At 63.3% G+C, this 16,427-nt stretch carries 18 protein-coding genes; 8 read left to right on the top strand and 10 right to left on the bottom strand.

The window, feature by feature from the left end:
- The first annotated feature begins 5 nt into the window (after positions 1 to 5).
- Both GWE18_RS09750 and GWE18_RS09745 read left to right on the top strand, forming a co-directional pair.
- Positions 6 to 560 (top strand): histidine phosphatase family protein, encoded by a 555-nt coding sequence (locus GWE18_RS09750; RefSeq protein ID WP_275185534.1) that lies wholly within the window; start codon positions 6 to 8, stop codon positions 558 to 560.
- Positions 561 to 718: 158 nt separating this feature from the next.
- A complete protein-coding gene (locus GWE18_RS09745) occupies positions 719 to 1,144 on the top strand; it encodes a universal stress protein (protein WP_275185533.1) in 426 nt (141 codons plus the stop codon).
- 226 nt (positions 1,145 to 1,370) lie between these two features.
- Here GWE18_RS09745 and GWE18_RS09740 read toward each other — a convergent pair whose 3' ends face one another.
- Together GWE18_RS09740 and GWE18_RS09735 are read right to left on the bottom strand one after the other, a co-directional pair.
- Complete coding sequence (locus GWE18_RS09740) at positions 1,371 to 1,508, bottom strand: hypothetical protein (protein ID WP_275185532.1); 138 nt, start codon at positions 1,506 to 1,508, stop codon at positions 1,371 to 1,373.
- A gap of 231 nt (positions 1,509 to 1,739) precedes the next feature.
- Positions 1,740 to 1,976 carry a DUF1127 domain-containing protein gene (locus GWE18_RS09735; RefSeq protein WP_275185531.1) on the bottom strand — a complete coding sequence of 79 codons (237 nt, stop codon included), beginning with the start codon at positions 1,974 to 1,976 and terminating at the stop codon, positions 1,740 to 1,742.
- Between the two features lie 180 nt (positions 1,977 to 2,156).
- Here GWE18_RS09735 and GWE18_RS09730 point away from each other — a divergent pair, with 180 nt between their 5' ends.
- Positions 2,157 to 3,497: a PLP-dependent aminotransferase family protein gene (locus GWE18_RS09730; protein ID WP_275185530.1), complete on the top strand. Its 1,341-nt coding sequence runs from the start codon at positions 2,157 to 2,159 to the stop codon at positions 3,495 to 3,497.
- A gap of 2 nt (positions 3,498 to 3,499) precedes the next feature.
- On the opposite strand, the gene GWE18_RS09725 is transcribed toward GWE18_RS09730, so the two are convergent.
- Both GWE18_RS09725 and GWE18_RS09720 read right to left on the bottom strand, forming a co-directional pair.
- On the bottom strand, positions 3,500 to 4,108 hold the full coding sequence (locus tag GWE18_RS09725) for a YdcF family protein (protein ID WP_275185529.1): 609 nt from the start codon (positions 4,106 to 4,108) through the stop codon (positions 3,500 to 3,502).
- 93 nt (positions 4,109 to 4,201) lie between these two features.
- Positions 4,202 to 4,807, bottom strand: coding sequence for a hypothetical protein (locus tag GWE18_RS09720; protein WP_275185528.1), 606 nt, complete (start codon positions 4,805 to 4,807; stop codon positions 4,202 to 4,204).
- A 69-nt stretch (positions 4,808 to 4,876) separates the two neighbouring features.
- On the opposite strand from GWE18_RS09720, the gene GWE18_RS09715 reads away from it, so the two are divergent.
- Positions 4,877 to 5,311, top strand: coding sequence for a hypothetical protein (locus GWE18_RS09715; protein ID WP_275185527.1), 435 nt, complete (start codon positions 4,877 to 4,879; stop codon positions 5,309 to 5,311).
- 19 nt (positions 5,312 to 5,330) lie between these two features.
- On the opposite strand, the gene GWE18_RS09710 is transcribed toward GWE18_RS09715, so the two are convergent.
- Together GWE18_RS09710 and GWE18_RS09705 are read right to left on the bottom strand one after the other, a co-directional pair.
- The gene (locus tag GWE18_RS09710; RefSeq protein WP_275185526.1) at positions 5,331 to 7,733 is read right to left on the bottom strand and encodes an EAL domain-containing protein; all 2,403 of its coding nucleotides are present in this window, start codon (positions 7,731 to 7,733) and stop codon (positions 5,331 to 5,333) included.
- A gap of 173 nt (positions 7,734 to 7,906) precedes the next feature.
- A complete protein-coding gene (locus tag GWE18_RS09705) occupies positions 7,907 to 8,413 on the bottom strand; it encodes a ferritin-like domain-containing protein (RefSeq protein ID WP_275185525.1) in 507 nt (168 codons plus the stop codon).
- A 385-nt stretch (positions 8,414 to 8,798) separates the two neighbouring features.
- Here GWE18_RS09705 and GWE18_RS09700 point away from each other — a divergent pair, with 385 nt between their 5' ends.
- Both GWE18_RS09700 and GWE18_RS09695 read left to right on the top strand, forming a co-directional pair.
- The gene (locus GWE18_RS09700) at positions 8,799 to 9,854 is read left to right on the top strand and encodes a YbhN family protein (RefSeq protein ID WP_275185524.1); all 1,056 of its coding nucleotides are present in this window, start codon (positions 8,799 to 8,801) and stop codon (positions 9,852 to 9,854) included.
- Between the two features lie 160 nt (positions 9,855 to 10,014).
- Positions 10,015 to 11,934, top strand: coding sequence for a hypothetical protein (locus tag GWE18_RS09695; protein ID WP_275185608.1), 1,920 nt, complete (start codon positions 10,015 to 10,017; stop codon positions 11,932 to 11,934).
- On the opposite strand, the gene GWE18_RS09690 is transcribed toward GWE18_RS09695, so the two are convergent.
- On the bottom strand, positions 11,931 to 12,539 hold the full coding sequence (locus tag GWE18_RS09690) for a DUF2147 domain-containing protein (protein ID WP_275185523.1): 609 nt from the start codon (positions 12,537 to 12,539) through the stop codon (positions 11,931 to 11,933). The genes GWE18_RS09695 and GWE18_RS09690 overlap by 4 nt on opposite strands.
- A gap of 125 nt (positions 12,540 to 12,664) precedes the next feature.
- Positions 12,665 to 13,693: an NAD(P)/FAD-dependent oxidoreductase gene (locus tag GWE18_RS09685; RefSeq protein ID WP_275185522.1), complete on the bottom strand. Its 1,029-nt coding sequence runs from the start codon at positions 13,691 to 13,693 to the stop codon at positions 12,665 to 12,667.
- 157 nt (positions 13,694 to 13,850) lie between these two features.
- Between GWE18_RS09685 and GWE18_RS09680 the strand changes: the two genes are divergently transcribed.
- Both GWE18_RS09680 and GWE18_RS09675 read left to right on the top strand, forming a co-directional pair.
- Complete coding sequence (locus GWE18_RS09680; protein ID WP_275185521.1) at positions 13,851 to 14,306, top strand: thioesterase family protein; 456 nt, start codon at positions 13,851 to 13,853, stop codon at positions 14,304 to 14,306.
- Positions 14,303 to 15,415 (top strand): CocE/NonD family hydrolase, encoded by a 1,113-nt coding sequence (locus tag GWE18_RS09675; RefSeq protein WP_275185520.1) that lies wholly within the window; start codon positions 14,303 to 14,305, stop codon positions 15,413 to 15,415. Before GWE18_RS09680 ends, GWE18_RS09675 begins: the two co-directional genes overlap by 4 nt.
- 14 nt (positions 15,416 to 15,429) lie before the next feature.
- Here the strand turns inward: GWE18_RS09675 and GWE18_RS09670 are convergent, their stop codons facing one another.
- Positions 15,430 to 15,750, bottom strand: a complete 321-nt coding sequence (locus GWE18_RS09670) for a 2Fe-2S iron-sulfur cluster-binding protein (protein ID WP_057850964.1) — start codon at positions 15,748 to 15,750, stop codon at positions 15,430 to 15,432.
- A 136-nt stretch (positions 15,751 to 15,886) separates the two neighbouring features.
- Complete coding sequence (locus GWE18_RS09665; protein WP_275185519.1) at positions 15,887 to 16,264, bottom strand: Hpt domain-containing protein; 378 nt, start codon at positions 16,262 to 16,264, stop codon at positions 15,887 to 15,889.
- Between the last annotated feature and the right edge of the window lie 163 nt (positions 16,265 to 16,427).

Here is a 16,427-nt window from a genome sequence, read left to right as displayed (position 1 = left end):
CGCCAATGCGCCGTTTGATGCTGCTGCGTCACGCCAAGACTGAACACGACGCGCCTTCGGGCCGTGACCACGACCGCCGTCTAGACGAGCGCGGCCGGCGGGACGCCGCCGCCATCGGAACCTGGATCGGCCGGCATCCGCCGTTTCCCGATGCCGTTCTGGTTTCGACCGCGGTGCGGGCGCGGCAGACCTGGGAGATCGCACGCGATGCAATAAAGGATGCAGTGCGGGATCGGCCGCCGCAGCCGCAGGTCGAATTGATCGACGAACTCTACGGCGCCGAGCCGGCGCAGTTCCTGCGGATCATCCGCATGGCCGAGGTCGACGATCCCGCACGTCTGATGCTGGTCGGCCACAATCCCGGCATGCATGAGCTGGCCTTGATGCTCGCCGGCAGCGGCGATGCAGCGGCGAAGAAGTCACTTGAGGACAATCTGCCAACCGCCGGCCTTGCCATCCTGGATTTTGCGATCGACGATTGGAGCGAGGTGGCGTTTCGCCGCGGCAAACTCGTGCGCTTCACCAGCCCGAAATTGCTGAAGCAGGCGCTGGACGACTGAGGCAGGCGGACATCCCCGCCCCACCATGCTAAGCTCTTCATGACACGGTTTTCGAGCGAATTAAGAACAAGTTCGCGTAAAAGAAAACGCGTCAAAACAAGAGGCTAGAGCCCGGCCCTGATAAATCGGGACCGAACGGGCTCAGGCGGGAGGCGCAGATGTTCAAGTCGATTCTCGTGCCGATCGATCTGGCTGACACCGAACTGGCGAAGCCGGCGATCGCGACCGCCGCAATGCTGTCGCAAACCTGGAACGGCTCGGTGCGCCTGCTCAACGTGTTGCCGATGACGCCGGTGATGCTGGCGGAATATGTGCCGGCCGATTTCGACGCCCAGCAGCGCGCGACGTCGGAGGAAGCGCTCACCATCGTGGCGAAGGAATCCGGTATCGAGGCGTCGCGCATTTCCACCGCAGTGCGGCAGGGTGGTATCTATCACGAGATCCTCCAAGAGGCGGCGGCGATCAAGGCCGACCTGATTGTGATGACCTCGCACCGGCCGGCGATGCGGACCTATTTCCTCGGCTCCAACGCCGGTCATGTCGTGCGCTACGCCAGGTGCTCGGTGCTGGTGGTGCGGCATTAGTTGGAGTGCAAAGCACTAACGATCTCGTATCCCGGACGCCATGCAGATGCGCTCCGCGCGGTACACCGCAGAGCCCAGACACAAAATATCGAAAACAACCCCATGCAAAGTAGGACGGACCCGGCCCGCAGCTCTCACGCCGCTTGCGTCCGGGCCCGGAATGGTCTGCCGTCATGGCCCAACCTGATCTCGTCCTGTTCTAGTTTCCGATGGGGGATTGTGGACTTCACAAACCCCGCCGCTTTGCCGGCGATACCGGATCGCACGCGGCCTCGGCGCGGTCGACCGGCGCGGCCAGTGCAATCAAGGGCGCCAGCCCGATTGCCTGTCGCAGCATAGAATGGCGTTGGGCCAACAATTTCATTTCCATCTCCAGGTTCGCTTGATTCCGCGCTGATCGTTCACGTATCGACCGCGCGCGAAATCTGCGTCCTACGAATCTAGGAGATGACGACCCGCTTCCTTTCTATTCCGGGTAGTGAGCCATTTTCGCCACGCTGCGTGATCGCACGTGCGCGGCATGCGATCCGACAAAAATTTCGGCCCGGTCGATCGACCGGGCCGTTTGATTTACGCAGCGATCAATTCAGGCGCTTCACCTGATCCGGCCGAAATCCGGATCGACGGTGCCGCGCACGGCGGATTCAATCCGGCTGCGCTCGATGCCGATATCGCGGAGCGCGCGATCGTCCAGTTCGCTCAGTGTTTGGATGGCTTGGCGGCGCGCAAAATAAGTGACGATGCCGTTTACCCAGCTTCCGAGCAGGCGGAAAAATCCGCTCGCCGAGCTCTGGGGCGCAGTCCGGGCTGCGATGGGCGATATCGTGGTCATCGTACGTCTCCTTGCTTTCGCGCGGCAAAGCGCCGCCGCTGGCGCAAACGCTGCGGATAGCGCCTGCACCTATTGGATTCTGATTGCTTGCACCCCTCTCAGTGCAATCATGGGCTTGATGGGTTCAAAATGATCCGATACATTGCTCGGTGCAAGGAAAACATTGCTCTCGGTGCAATAATGTCAAAGTTCGAGTACTTAAAGCTTGCCGATACCGTCGCCGCCGAGATCGCCAACGGCGCGCTCAAGCCCGGCGATCGCCTGCCGCCGCAGCGCAGCTTCGCCTATGAGCGGAAGATCGCAGTCTCGACCGCGAGCCGCGTCTACACCGAGCTGCTCCGCCGCGGCCTCGTGGTCGGCGAAGTCGGGCGCGGCACGTTTGTGTCAGGCGAAACACGGCGCGGGATCGCCTTGCCGACTGAGCCGCGCGGCGCGCGCATCGACCTGGAAGTGAACTACCCGATCCTGCCGACGCAATCGGCGATGATCGCACGAAGCCTTGCGGGGCTCGAACGCCCCGAAGTGCTGGATCTCGCGTTGCGGCACTCGACCACGGCAGGCACACACGCGGCACGGACCATTTCCGCCGAATTTCTCTCCCGCGAGGACTGGTCTCCGGCCGCCGATCAACTGGTCTTCACCGCGAACGGCAGGCAATGCATCGCTGCTGCGCTGGCGGCGATGGTGCCGAGCGGCGGCCGCTGCGGCGTCGAGGCCTTGACCTATCCCTTCATCAAGGACATTGCCGCGAGGCTCGGCGTCACGCTGGTGCCGCTCGCGATGGACGAGAACGGCGTCCGCCCTGACGCGGTGCAGAAGGCTCACCGCGAAGCGCATTTGTCGGCGCTGTACGTTCAGCCGACTATACAAAATCCGCTCGGCATGACCATGCCGCCGGCGCGCCGGGCTGACCTGCTGCGCGTCGTCGAGAAGCTCGGCCTCACCGTCATCGAGGACACGGTCTATGGCTTTCTCGACGAAGAGACGCCGATGGCCGCGCTTGCCCCGGATAGCTGCATCACCCTCGACAGCCTGTCGAAGAAGGTGGCGCCCGGCCTTGCGCTCGGCTTCATCGTTTCGCCGCCGCGCCTGCGCGAGCGCATCATGGCCGCGGTTCGATCGGGCGGATGGACGGCTTCCGGATTCGCATTTGCCGCCGGTCAACGGCTGATGGCTGACGGCACGGTTGCCGAGTTGTCACGCCTGAAACGGATCGACGCGGCACGCCGCCAGCAGATGGCGGCCAAATACCTCGCCGGCTTCGAAGTTCAGGCGAACGTCAAATCCTACCATCTCTGGCTGACCTTGCCGCCGCATTGGCGCTCGCAGACATTCGTCGCGGCCGCCGCCCGACGCGACATCGCGTTGACCCCTTCGACCACCTTCGCCGTATCCCCCGGCCATGCGCCCAACGCCGTCCGCCTGGCGCTCGGCGCGCCCAGCACCGAGCAGCTCGATCTGGCGCTGCGCACGGTGGCGGTAATGCTGACCGCGAAAGAAGACGTCGATACGACCGAGTAGCGCTACCGATCGCGCGTTTCGCTCTCCGGCCATTCCGCGATAAAGCCCCTCGCCTTGTACGGCTCGATCTTGTCCCATTCATTGAGGATGCGGCGGCTGAATTCGGCGTCGGTGTGCCAAAGCGCCCGCGGCGTCTTGAAACTGTCGACCACGACCAGCATTTTCTCCACTTCCGGCCAGTGCCGATGCAGCGTCATCGGATAGCGGCGCGCCGTCCAGGTATTGCCGAGGCAGATCACGCTGCGGATGTTGGCGAGCCCGAGCGCTCGGTCGATGATCGGCAGCGAGAAGATCACGTTCTCGCCGGTGTTCATCGCGCGATCCTCTCTGAGGATGATGTCGGCGGGAACGCCGCGCGCGACCATCGCATTGACGATGATCTCGCACTCCGAAAGCGCCGATCCCGGCGTCACGCCGCCGCTCACGATCGCCCGGCGAAAGTATCCTGCGCGCCAAAGCCGGCAGGCTTCATCGACGCGCTCGTCGACATCCTCGCGCGTGCCGAACACGAACAGCAGGTCGGCCGGCCGTAACGGCGTCTTGATCAGATGCCGTGCATTGATCGCGGCAATCTCGGCCGCCGTCGGCGATCGTGTCGTCGGGGTTGTCACGGCAACTCGCAGCTATCAGGAACGCCGCACAGAGTGCCGGGTCCTGCGGCATTTCACGAAATCACATTTCGTGTCGCTTGATTGCGAATCAGGCTATGGCAGCAGCGTCTCGGGAAGCGCGTCGAACGAATATCTGCGCGGCCGATTGCGCTTGATGAAGCCGCCGATGGTCCAGGCAAACCAGATCGCGATGCCGACCAGAAACAACGCGCCGGTGAATTCGGAAGTCGCAAGCGCCCGCGCAAGAAGTCCGATCATGGCGACGGCCAGCAACGCCAGCATCACAACCGCCGTGGCATAGGTTACCGTTCCGATGCCGACGATCAGGGAAGCCTTGCTGCCTGCGGCCCTCATCCTGCGATGCAGCTCGGTGATGAAGGCGCGATAGCTCTGGTCCTGCGGCGTCATCAACGAGACCGTCTGCCAGGTCGTCGAAAGGATGGCGATCCGTCCGCCGCCGGCCCTTGCGATATCGGCGCGAAAGCGGCGGGGTTGCATCGACATCGGCCGATACGACAGACGGATCGAAGCGATATCGGCATAGGGCCACACGCCGGACCGGCGGCCGATTTTCCACGACAATCCGGCATCCGTCAGTTCGAATTGATGCGCCGACGAGATCAGTGACGCCTTGTAGGCGTAGCTGATCGTGCGCGCGCCCTCGCCTTCCGTTGCCTGGTTCGGCAGTGATGTCGGCAATTCAAAATATCCGTATCGCTTGAAGCCGCCCGCTTGCGCGGCGAGCCGGCTTTACCTTACAAGCGGGCCATGGCCGAGACGACTTATTTTCCGCGCCGCCTGATCCTGGCCGGCGCGATTGTTTCCGGAGTGCTGCTGGCGCTGGCCGTGCATATGCTGGGCGCGCGTTACGGGCTCGATCTCGGCGGCCTGTGGCGGTCCGATACAAGCGAGTTCATGCCGGCGGGCGCGGCAATCGCGTGGTGGCTGATCGCGACCGTGGGCTTTTCCGGTGGCTATTTTACCGCCAACCTGATGCACAGCGCGGCCTCGGGCCAAATTCCGCAGCGGATGCGGCAGTTCCTGATCGCAGTCGGCGTGCTGATCCTCGCCGGCGCCGGACAGGCCGCCTCCGCGCCGAGCCCCGTCCCTACCATATCGGGCGTGCTCGCCGGCCTTGCAGCCTTATGCCTCGGCGCCGTGATGGCGTTCTGCGGCGCGCATTTCGCATTGCTCAAAGCTTAGAAAAACAAGGCTTGAGAAACTAAGCGATGGCCCGCGCGCGGGCTTTTGAGAGCATCGTTTCCACCTCGGCTGCGGGACGCGGCGGGCTGAACAGATAGCCTTGCGCCTGCGTGCAGCCTTCCTGACGCAACAGCTCGAACTGCGCGTCGGTCTCGACGCCTTCGGCCGTGGTGACGATGCCCAGGCTTTTGCCGAGGCCGGTCACGGCGCGGACGATCGCCATCGAATCATCGCGCGTGGCGAGTTCGGTGACGAACGAGCGGTCGATCTTGATCTTGTCGAACGGAAAGCTGCGCAGGTAGCTCAGGGACGAATATCCGGTTCCGAAATCGTCCAGCGAAATCCGGACGCCAAAGGCGCGAAGCTCGTGCAGGACCGAAAGCGTTGCCTCGCTGTTCTGCAGCAACACCGATTCGGTGATCTCGAGCTCAAGCCGGCGCGCCGGAAGGCCGGAGGCTTTCAGCGCCTCCTTCACCGTCGACACCAGATTGGGATTCTTGAACTGCACCGGCGAGAGGTTGACGGCGACGCCGACATCCCGCGACCATTGGGCCGCGTCCATGCAGGCCTGGCGCAACACCCACTCGCCGATCGGCACGATCAGGCCGGTTTCTTCCGCCAGCGGAATGAAGTTAGCCGGAGAGATCATGCCGCGCAGCGAATGTTTCCACCGCGCCAGGGCTTCGAAACTAACGACGACGTCTTTGGCGACGTCGCGGATCGGCTGGTAATAGACTTCGAATTCTCCGCGCTGCAGCGCGGCACGCAAGTCGAGTTCCAATAGCCGCCGGGCTTGCGCGCGGGCGTCCATCCCGGTCTCGAAGAAGCGGTAGGTGCCGCGGCCGTCCTCCTTGGCGCGGTAGAGCGCGAGATCGGCTTTCTTGAGCAGTTCGTCGGGATTCTTGCCGTCCTCCGGCGCCAGCGAAATGCCTATGCTGACTCCGATGACGAGCTGGTGGCCGGCAATCTCGTAAGGCGCGGAAACCTTCTCGACCACGTGGCTGGCGAGCAAGGAAACGGCGGACGGGTCGCAATCGTTGCAGAACTGCACGATCGCGAATTCGTCCCCACCCAGCCTCGCCACCGTGTCATTCTCGGTGATGCATTCGCCGAGGCGGCGGGCGACTTCCTTCAGGAGCGCATCGCCGACCGGATGGCCGAGCGAATCGTTGATGTCCTTGAAGTGGTCGAGGTCGAGACAGAGCACCGCAAGCTGGTCGCTGCGTTTGGCAAGCCGCAAGGCCTTTTCGAGTTGCTCGCGGAACAGCGTCCGGTTCGGCAGATTGGTCAGCGCGTCATGGCGCGCCATATGGGATATCTGTTCCTGGGCGGCCTGCCATTCGGTAATGTCCTCGAAAGTAGCAACCCACCCGCCGCCCTTCATGGGCTGATCGACGACGCGGATGGCGCGTCCGTTGCGGGTCACCGTCCTCGTCACACTGTTACCGGCCTTGGCCGCAGCGATCACGCTGGCGACGAACTGATCGGGATCGCCGTCCCATCGATCAAGCGCCTTCTGCTGCCGGAGCACATCGAGGAGCAGACGGCCCTGGAGAGCCATACCGGTCCGTCCCATCATTTCGGCATAGCGTTCGTTGTACAGCAGGATGCGGCCATCCGCATCGAACATGGAAAGTCCTTGCGACATGTTGTCGAGCGCGGTGTCGAGCAGGACTTTCTGCTGATGGAGTTCGCCTTTCGCGCGGCGGTCGATCATGGCCGCCAGCAGCGATAGACCGAGGATGGCGAAGGCTGCTACCGCCGTCAGGAACGAAAGCGCGGTCGGAGAAATCGACAGCCCGTCGCTACCGAGCGTCGGGTCGGGAATGAGCGTGACGGCGCCCATCGCCGTGAAATGATGCGAAACGATGGCAACCGTCAGCAGCGCGGTGGCGGCCAGCGTATGAACGGGATTGTCACGACGTACGGCGACAAGAAGCGCTACGGCCGCGAACAGGCTGCCAAGCACAATCGAGGCCACAACGATGCTGCGCGACCATACAATGAACGCCGGAAGCTCGAGTGCCGCCATGCCGGTATAGTGCATCGCTGCGACGCCGCCGCCAATGACGGCGCCGCCGAGGGCAACCACCAATTGGCGCGCGCTGGACAACGCAATGCAGAGGCCGATGGCGACGATGCTTATTGCGAAGACCAGCGACAGCAAGGTGATGGGTATGCTGTATCCGGCGCCCGCGCCCGGATCGTAAGCCAGCATCGCGACGAAATGCGTGGCCCAGATTCCGCAGCCGCCGACCGCCGCGTCGAGGCCGATCCAGATCGCGCGCGTTCGGCCCCGCGAGGCCCGGGCACGATGAAACAGGCTGATCGCGACCGCGCTCGCGAGCCAGCAAATGGTGCCGGCAAGCACGACCAGTCTCCAGTCATGCTCGGTGGTGAGGCAAGTTAGGACGCGGTACATTACAGACCCCCGATGGGGCCTTTAACAGCAGTCCTATTGGTATATTTGAGGTAACCGCCGCAACTCAGTTGCGCGGATGGTGAACAAACACTTTTGGCATGCCAGGCGGCCCGGCATGGAAACGCCGTGCGAGGCGCTTCCCCGCGCGGCGTTTTGCCTCAATTGCGCGATGTTCAGCTTGCGGCGCGCAGGTTGACCTTGCCTTCCGCCAGCGAGGTCAGCTTCTTGTCGACCGTCTTTTCCTCATCGAGCGTCTTCTGCAGGATTGTGGCGCAATCGTTGCGCCCGAGCTGCCGCGCCCACGCGATCAGGCTGCCATAGCGGGTGATTTCATAGTGCTCGGCGGCTTGCGCGGCGCTGATCAGGGCTGCGTCCAGCACGGCCTTGTCCTCGATTTCGCCCGCAACGTCATCGGCCTCCTCGATGATGCCGTCGATCGCCGGGCAATCGGCCGCCTTCACCTCGGCGCCGTGCATGCGGAATATCTCTTCGAGGCGCTGCACATGCGTCTTGGTTTCATCGAGATGGGTCAAAAAGCCCTGCTTGAGCTGCTTGTCGGTGGCCTTTTCGGCCATTTTTGGCAGTGCTTTCACGAGTTGCTTCTCGGCATAGTAGATATCCTGCAATTGATGCACGAACAGGTCGTTCATGGTCTTGATGTCTTTTGTGAAGAGTCCCATTGCGGTTCTCCTTCGTTTGGGAACACGCAGGCGCAAGCCAGGCCTTTTCCGGGCCGGGGCGCGCTTCATGTTCGATGCTGATGGGAGCTAACCGGCTCGCAAAAGGGATGTTCCTAAAGGCCCCGAAAACGCCGCGATGGAACGGACGGAACGATACGGCAAAAAGCGCCCGCGGAACGGACCTCGTTGCGACTCAAAATCGTTAATGCGGCGACATATGTAGGGCATATGACAAGGGCGGCGAACGAAGCCAAAAGGCATGCTTGTCAAGGGCTGCACAAGGGCCCGGTTTTAGCTTATGGGTTTCGCGCACGGTGCCTCTGACCGTCGACTGTCACCCGTGGTGACAGGCCCATCTTTACGTATTGCCCCGCCGGGAGGATGAATGCATCGGCTGCTGACCGCGCTCGGGCGTGGCTTCAAGGAGAAGATCGGCTGGAAACGGCTAGGGATCGCTGCGAGTCTCCTCATCATCATCTTTGCGGTCACTACACTGGTTCGCACCCTGAAAGGGGTGGACACCGGAATTATCCTGACCGCGCTGACGGAGATCGCCCCGCATCGCATCGCGCTGGCCGCGCTATGCGTGGTGGGGGCGTTTTGCACGCTGACCTTCTATGATTTCTTCGCCTTGCGAACCATTGGCAAGACGCACGTACCCTATCGCATCGCCGCGCTGTCGAGCTTCACCAGCTACACCATCGGCCACAACATCGGCGCCACCGTCTTCACCGGCGGCGCGATCCGGTTCCGGATCTATTCCGACTACGGCCTGACGGCGATCGATGTCGCAAAAATCTGCTTTCTCTCAGGGCTCACCTTCTGGCTCGGCAATCTGTTCGTACTCGGCTGCGGCATGGCCTGGCATCCCGAGGCGGCATCGGCGATGGACCTGCTGCCGCCGGCGATGAACCGGATGATCGCGATCGGCTGCCTTGCCGGCATCGCCGCCTATTTCGTCTGGCTGCTGATGGGCCAGGGTCGCCGCGAGCTCGGGCAGAACGGCTGGAAGGTCGTGTTGCCTTCCGCCCGGCTGACGTTGCTGCAGGTTATGATCGGCGTGGTCGATCTCGGCTTCTGCGCGCTGGCGATGTATCTGTTGATGCCGATGGAGCCGCATATCGATTTCGTTTCGCTGGCGGTGGTGTTCATCCTCGCGACGCTGCTCGGCTTCGCCAGTCATGCGCCCGGTAGCATCGGCGTGTTCGACGCCGCGATGCTGGTGGCGCTGCCGCAGTTCAGCAGGGAAGAGTTGCTGGCGACGCTGGTGGTGTTCCGGATCCTGTACTTCCTGATCCCCTTCGGCATATCGATTTCGATCATGGGGACGCGCGAAGTCTGGCTCAGCGTGGTGCAACCCTGGCAGGAACGGCGCCGGCTCAGCCAAGCGTGCACGGCCAAGGCCAGGGTGCGGCAACCGATCAACGGCCGGCAATCCTGAGGCTGGTAACGGCGTCGTTATCTGCGCGGTCTGGTCTTTTGGGTCGGAGCTGCCTCATTCTCTTATTTCTGCCTTACCGCTAACGTCAAACGACGCCATGGCTGGAATGCTTCTACGTTCAATGATGTCGATCGCGCTGGTTGCCAGCGCGCTGGTTGGAATGTCCACGTCCGCTGTGGAAGCCCAGACCGCAGGCGGCTACGGACCGCTGCAGATTTCCTGGGAGGTGCGCAACCGCTTCCGCCTGTTCCGCGAGGAGCGGGATTTCCTGCTACACGCCGAGAGCGCACGTGGCCGCAGCGTGTTGGCCGCAGAACAGGCGCTGGCGGTGCAAAGCGACGGCCGCGGCTGGGCGCGCAACACCGTGAATCGGCTCTGCATCGATCTTGCCGGCCGCGTCAGCGAGCCCTGCACCCGCGACAACGTCAAGGAAAGCTATCTGACGCCGATCGACCATCCGATCGTGGCCCGGCTGACCGGTCCGGTTCCGGTCGGCGCCACCTGCGCCTGGACGATCGACGACGGCGACGGCCCGCAAACCTCCACCTTCGACTGCGCCGAGCCGGTCAATCTCAGGGTCCGCTATGGCCGCACCACGGTTGCCACCGTCGACATGTCGAGCTCGGAGGGCAGTCAGCGCGCTTTCACCGAGATCGCGGTGCGCGACATCTTCATCGCGGGCCTCGGCGACAGCGTCGCGTCCGGCGAGGGAAATCCGGACCGGCCGATTGCGCTGGCCGATGAAGGTTTTTGCTTCCGCTCCTATCTCGGAACGGCAGCCGCGCAATATTACCGCCCGAGCCGCGCCGGCTATAAGGGCGGACGAGCCTGCGAGGCGCCAGACTTTCTGCCGGTCTGGCAGCGGCAGAGCGCGCTCTGGTTCAACCCTGCCTGCCACCGCTCGCTCTACAGCTATCAGACCCGGACCGCGCTGGCGCTCGCCGTGCGATATCCGCACATCGCGGTGACCTATCTGCCGCTGGCCTGCACCGGCGCCACCATTGCCGACGGGCTGTTCGGCTCGCAGCGCGCCCGCGACTGCCTGCCGTCGAAATCGGGCGGCGCGTGCCAGGGCACCGTCAACGGGCAACTGGCCGAGCTGCGCGAAGCCATCGCTGCAGTGAAACGCCGCCAGCCGGATCGCAAGCTTGACCTCGTGCTGCTGTCGATCGGCGCCAACGATATCTACTTTTCCGGGCTTGTTGCGGATGTGATCGTCGACACGGCGACCGAGCGTACGCTGTTTCGGCGCAGCGGCGTGATGGCCTCGGTGGACGACGCACGCAGCGCGATGACGCGGGACCTGCCGCAGGGCTTTGCCAAGTTGCGCGAGGCACTCAAGCCCCTTGTCGGCGGCGACCTGTCGCGGGTGGTCTACACCGCCTACGCCAATCCGACGCTGTCCAATGGCGGCGCGCCCTGCCCCGGCGGACGCGCCGGCTTCGACATTCATCCCTCCTTCAATGCCCAGCCGCAGCGGCTGGCCGCCGTATCGAACTTCGTCGAAGGCGAATTCCTGCCGCAGTTAAGAGCGCTGGCGCTGTGCGAGGGCGGCATCCTGTGCCGCAATCCGAGCACCGACCGCATGACTTTCGTCGACAGCCATCAGACCAGCTTTGCCAGCCACGGCTTCTGCGCACGCGCCGAAAGCGACCCCGAATTCGACCGGCAGTGCTTCTCGGCCACCGGCGATAGCTTCGATCCCGATATCGTCACAGCCGCCAACCAGCCGATGCTGTGTGGCCGCAGCGCCGGCGAGTACCGCGCCTATCTGCCACGCGCGCGCTGGATCCGCGATGCCAATGACAGCTACTTCGCGGCGATGACCTACCCCCAAGGCCTGCCGTCATCGCAGCAGCCGTCCGATATCCATGACGCAACCTGGGGCGTCTTGTCGGCGGTCTATGGCGGGGCGGTGCATCCGAGCGCCGAGGGTCACGCGGCCATGGCGGATGCCGTCGTGCCGGCTGCCGCCGCCGTGCTGCAGCTCGATGCGGCGGTGCCTGAAGTTACCTCGCAGCCGGTGCCGCCAATACCAGACGCGCCGCGCCCACCCGGCAGAGCCGGCGGACTTTTCTAGCGCGCTGGAACTGGAGCGGGCGCCGGCGCAGTGGTCTTCTTGGGCGCTGCAGGGGCCTTTGCCGCACCGGCTGGAGGCTTCATCGCTGCAGCGTGCGCGGGCAGGTATTTTGCGATGATAGCGGGATCGAGCTGCGCTATCGCCGTGTCCGGCAGGCGCGTCCAGATCTCATCCTTGCCCAACAGCGAGATGCCGAGATAGCCGCGCATCGTCAACGTCTGCCCATCGGGACTGAGCGTCATCTTGGCCTTGTAGATCTTGCCATCGCGCGGATCGAGCACATTGCCGTTCTCGTACTTCAATCCCTCGCGCTTCATGTCGCGGATGAAGGAGAGCCCAAGCCACGGCGCATCCTTTCGATCGTCGGTGCATTTCGAGCAGATCGGATTGGGAGCATCGCCGGGCTCGGAAAAGAGCTTGGCGAACGCGCCTTCGAAGGTGCCGTTGCGATCGACCACCAGAAACCAGCCGACCGGCTTGCCCTTCTCGACCTTCTCCCACAGCCCGGCCGCAGAAGGTTCCACCGGCTGCGCGGCGAGTTCCCCGGTAAATGCGAGCCCGATCACGATCGGGAGTATCAGTTGAAATCCGGCTAGCTTGCGCATGTGATCACCTGATCAATTCCCTAAATGAATGGCCGCAGACTAAGGCCATTTCGCGGACGGTTCCAGTAACGATCGCCACGCGGGCCGGCAAAGCTCCGCTAGCACAACCGTCATCTTTTTGGGAATCAGTTGACGCCGAGCTTCTTCTGCAGGCTCGACGACGAGGTGGTGTACTGGAACACCAGCCGCTTGTCCGGATAGACGTAGCGGTGCGCCTTCTGCGCCATCAGCGCGCCTTCGTGGAATCCGGACAGGATCAATTTGAGTTTGCCGGGATAGGTGTTGATGTCGCCGATCGCGAAGATGCCGGGAACATTGGTCTCGAACGCTGCGGTGTCGACCGGCACCAGATTGTTCTCGAGCGCGACGCCCCAGTTCGCCACCGGGCCGAGCTTCATGGTCAGCCCGAAGAACGGCAGCATCGTATCGCACTCGATCTTCGAGATCGCATTGTCGTTGCCCTTCATCATCGCCGCCGAGAGCCTGCCGTCCTCGCCTTCGAGTGCGGTCACCTGACCGATCTTCAGGTCCATCTTTTCGCTCGCCACCAGCGCACGCATCTGCTCGACGCTGTGGGGCGCAGCGCGGAAATCGTCGCGCCGGTGCAGCAGCGTCACGCGTTTCGCGATCGGCTGCAGATTGAGCGTCCAGTCGAGCGCGGAATCGCCGCCGCCGACGATCAAGATGCTCTTGTCGCGGAACTGCTCCATCTTGCGCACGGCATAGAACACCGAAGTGCCTTCATAGGCCTCGATGCCCGGCACCGGCGGCCGCTTCGGCTGGAACGAACCGCCGCCTGCGGAAATCACCACCACCTTGCATTCGAACACCTGACCGGCATCGGTCGTCACGCGAAAGCCGGGATCGCCGATCTTCTCGATCGTCTCCACCATCTCGTTGAGATGGATGGTCGGATGAAACGGCTTGACCTGTTCGAGCAGCGCGTCCGTCAGGCCCTGGCCGGTGACGAAGGGAATGCCGGGAATGTCGTAGATCGGCTTTTCCGGGTAGAGTTCGGCACACTGGCCGCCGATCTTGTCGAGGATGTCGACCAAATGCGCCTTCATGTCGAGCAGGCCCAGTTCGAAAACGGCAAACAGGCCGCACGGACCCGCGCCAATAATCAGCACATCGGTTTTGATCGCTTCGCTCATATCAGCTTCTTTTCGGTTGAACCTGGCGGGAAAGCCGCATCTGTCTAGCCAACCCGGGGCTAACAGGAAAGCCATAATATCGTTCGCGACAGCCGCAACCCCTTGCCGTCATTCGACAAGTGGGCTGTAAGGGACCGAAATTTTCGGAGATGGCCCCGTGAACGCCCCCTTGCGTGCCGACGCGACCCCGCGTCTGGAGGATTTTCCCTATCGCTTGTCGGACAATGTGAGATTTGCCGACCTCGATCCCAACCAGCACGTCAACAACGCGGTCTACGCAACCTATTTCGAAACCGGCCGCGTCACGCTGATGAAGAATCCCGGCTACGGTCTGATGCCGGATGGCTTTGCCTGGATCATGGTCCGGCTCGACATCCATTTCCGCGCCGAATTGCGCTGGCCAGGCACGATCGAAATGGGACTGGGCGTCGTCAAGTTCGGCAGAACTTCCGTCACCTTCGATCAGGTGGTGTTCTCCGAAGGCAAATGCGTTGCGTCGGCGCAATCGGTATCGGTGCTGCTTGACGAAGCCACGCGCAAGCCGACGCCGTTGACGCCGGAAATCCTGGCGAATTTTCAGCGCTGGATCCGCCGCGGAGCAACGCCCGCATGACGCGCGCGGCGATGTTCGCGGCCCTGCTCGTCGGCATCGCGATGATGCAGCCTGCCGCGGCCGAGCCGTTCCATCGGGAGGACCTGCGTATTCCGATGGAGGCCGCAGGCCCGCGCGGACTTGAAGCGATGCTGTTGCGGCCTTCGGGCGCGCGCCGCTATCCACTCGCCTTGATCAGCCACGGTGCGCCGCGCGATGGGGCGGCGCGGGCGCCGATGTCGCCGTATAGATCCTATCGGCAAGCCCTTGAATTCGCTCGGCGCGGTTTTGCGGCACTGGTGTTCATGCGCAGGGGCTATGGCGATTCCGATGGCAGATATGCCGAGAGCAGCGGCCCGTGTGGCCAACGCGAATATTTGCGTGCGGCACGGCAGTCGGCCAGCGATCTACGCGCGGCAATCGAAGCCATGAGCAGCCGGAGCGACGTTTCGACCAATGGCATGATCGCGGTCGGCGTCTCGGCTGGTGGCTTCGCTTCCATCGCGCTGACCGCCAATCCCCCGCCGGGACTCGCCGCCGTGATCAATTTCGCCGGTGGCCGCGGTTCGCGCGCCGACAATGACGTCTGCGACGAGGATGCGCTGGTCCGCGCCTTCGCCACGCTAGGCAAGACGTCGCGGATTCCGACGCTGTGGATCTACGCGCAGAACGACAAGTTCTTCGGGCCCGAACTGGTGCGCAGAATGTTCGCGGCGTTTACCGACGCCGGCGGGCGGGCGCAATTCGTCGATTTCCCGCCACATGGCGATGACGGCCATTCTCTGTTTTCGCGCGCGATACCGCTCTGGACGCCCGCGGTGGATGGCTTCCTGCGCGATCAAAATCTGGGAACGCGCGATATCGCCGCGATGCCGGCGCCATCGCCACTGCCGCCGCCGCAACAATTGCGCGACAAGGGGCGCGCGGGATTTGCCGATTATCTCTCCGCCAGCCCGCACCGGGCCTTTGCCGTCTCGCCAAAGGGAGCTTTCGCTTTCCGCAGCGGGCGCCGATCGGCGCGCGAAGCGACGGAAGCTGCCCTCGCCGCCTGCGCGGAACACGCGCCCGATTGCGCGCTATATGCGGTCGACGATCATCTCGCGGACACCGCCAACGCCGGATCGCGCTGAATGTCTTTGCGACCTCAGGCTTGCCGTTCCGGCGTCGACACGACCAAACCGTCGAGGTCGTCGCTCACCTTGATCTGGCACGAAAGGCGCGAGTTCGGCCGCACGTCGAAACCGAAGTCCAGCATGTCTTCTTCCATCGGGGTCGGAGAGCCGACCTTCTCGCGCCAGGCTTCGTCGACATAGACGTGGCAGGTCGCGCAGGCACAAGCGCCGCCGCATTCGGCCTCGATGCCCGGAATGGCGTTGCGGATCGCAGCTTCCATCACGGTCGCGCCGTTCTCGACTTCAATGGTTCGTTTTTCGCCGGTATGGTCGACAAAGTGGATTTTGGCCATGATCGCTCGTGCTGCCGGAATATGTAAGGAGGTCCCGGCAGTCCTATAACGGGTCGATCCGCACAGCGCCAGCGGTCGGGACGAAAAGCTGAAACGGCACTTACCGGGATTTTGGCCAATACGGACCGCTTTCCTCTCAGGAACGGCGCAGAACCGCCTCGATCGCTGCCCGCGCCTGCGCGACCGCCTCGTCGAGTTCCGCAAGCGCAGCGGACGGGTCGGAGCCACCGGTGATGACCGCCTCCAACCGCGCCGCGGCATCGGCGACGGCAAAGGCGCCGATCGCGCGGGCCGAGCCCTTGAGCGTGTGCACCAGCGCGCCGGCATCAGACGGCATGGCGGCGAGGTTGCGCACGAGCCTTGCCGATTGCGCCAAAAACATCGTCAACACTTCCTGCTCGATACCGGCATCGCCGAGCGTCATCCGTTGCAGATGTTCGAAATCGATCGGCCCGTCGTCGGGAGCCAGCGGTGGCGATGGCATCCATTCTACCCGTTCGAGATGAAGCGGCATTGGCCTAGGTCCGGATAACCCCTGCACTGATTCTCGGAGGGGCTTTTCGTCAGCCAACCACGACAGGGTTAACGGAGTGTTCTTCGAATTTGCCGCTGCTTCGCCTTGTTTTCGCCGACAATTCGCCTTTATCGGCGATCCGGTTCCAGAAATTTGTGTATCC

This window comes from Bradyrhizobium sp. CSA112 (assembly GCF_029051645.1).
Taxonomy (GTDB): domain Bacteria; phylum Pseudomonadota; class Alphaproteobacteria; order Rhizobiales; family Xanthobacteraceae; genus Bradyrhizobium.
This window is presented reverse-complemented; position numbering and strand designations above follow the sequence as displayed.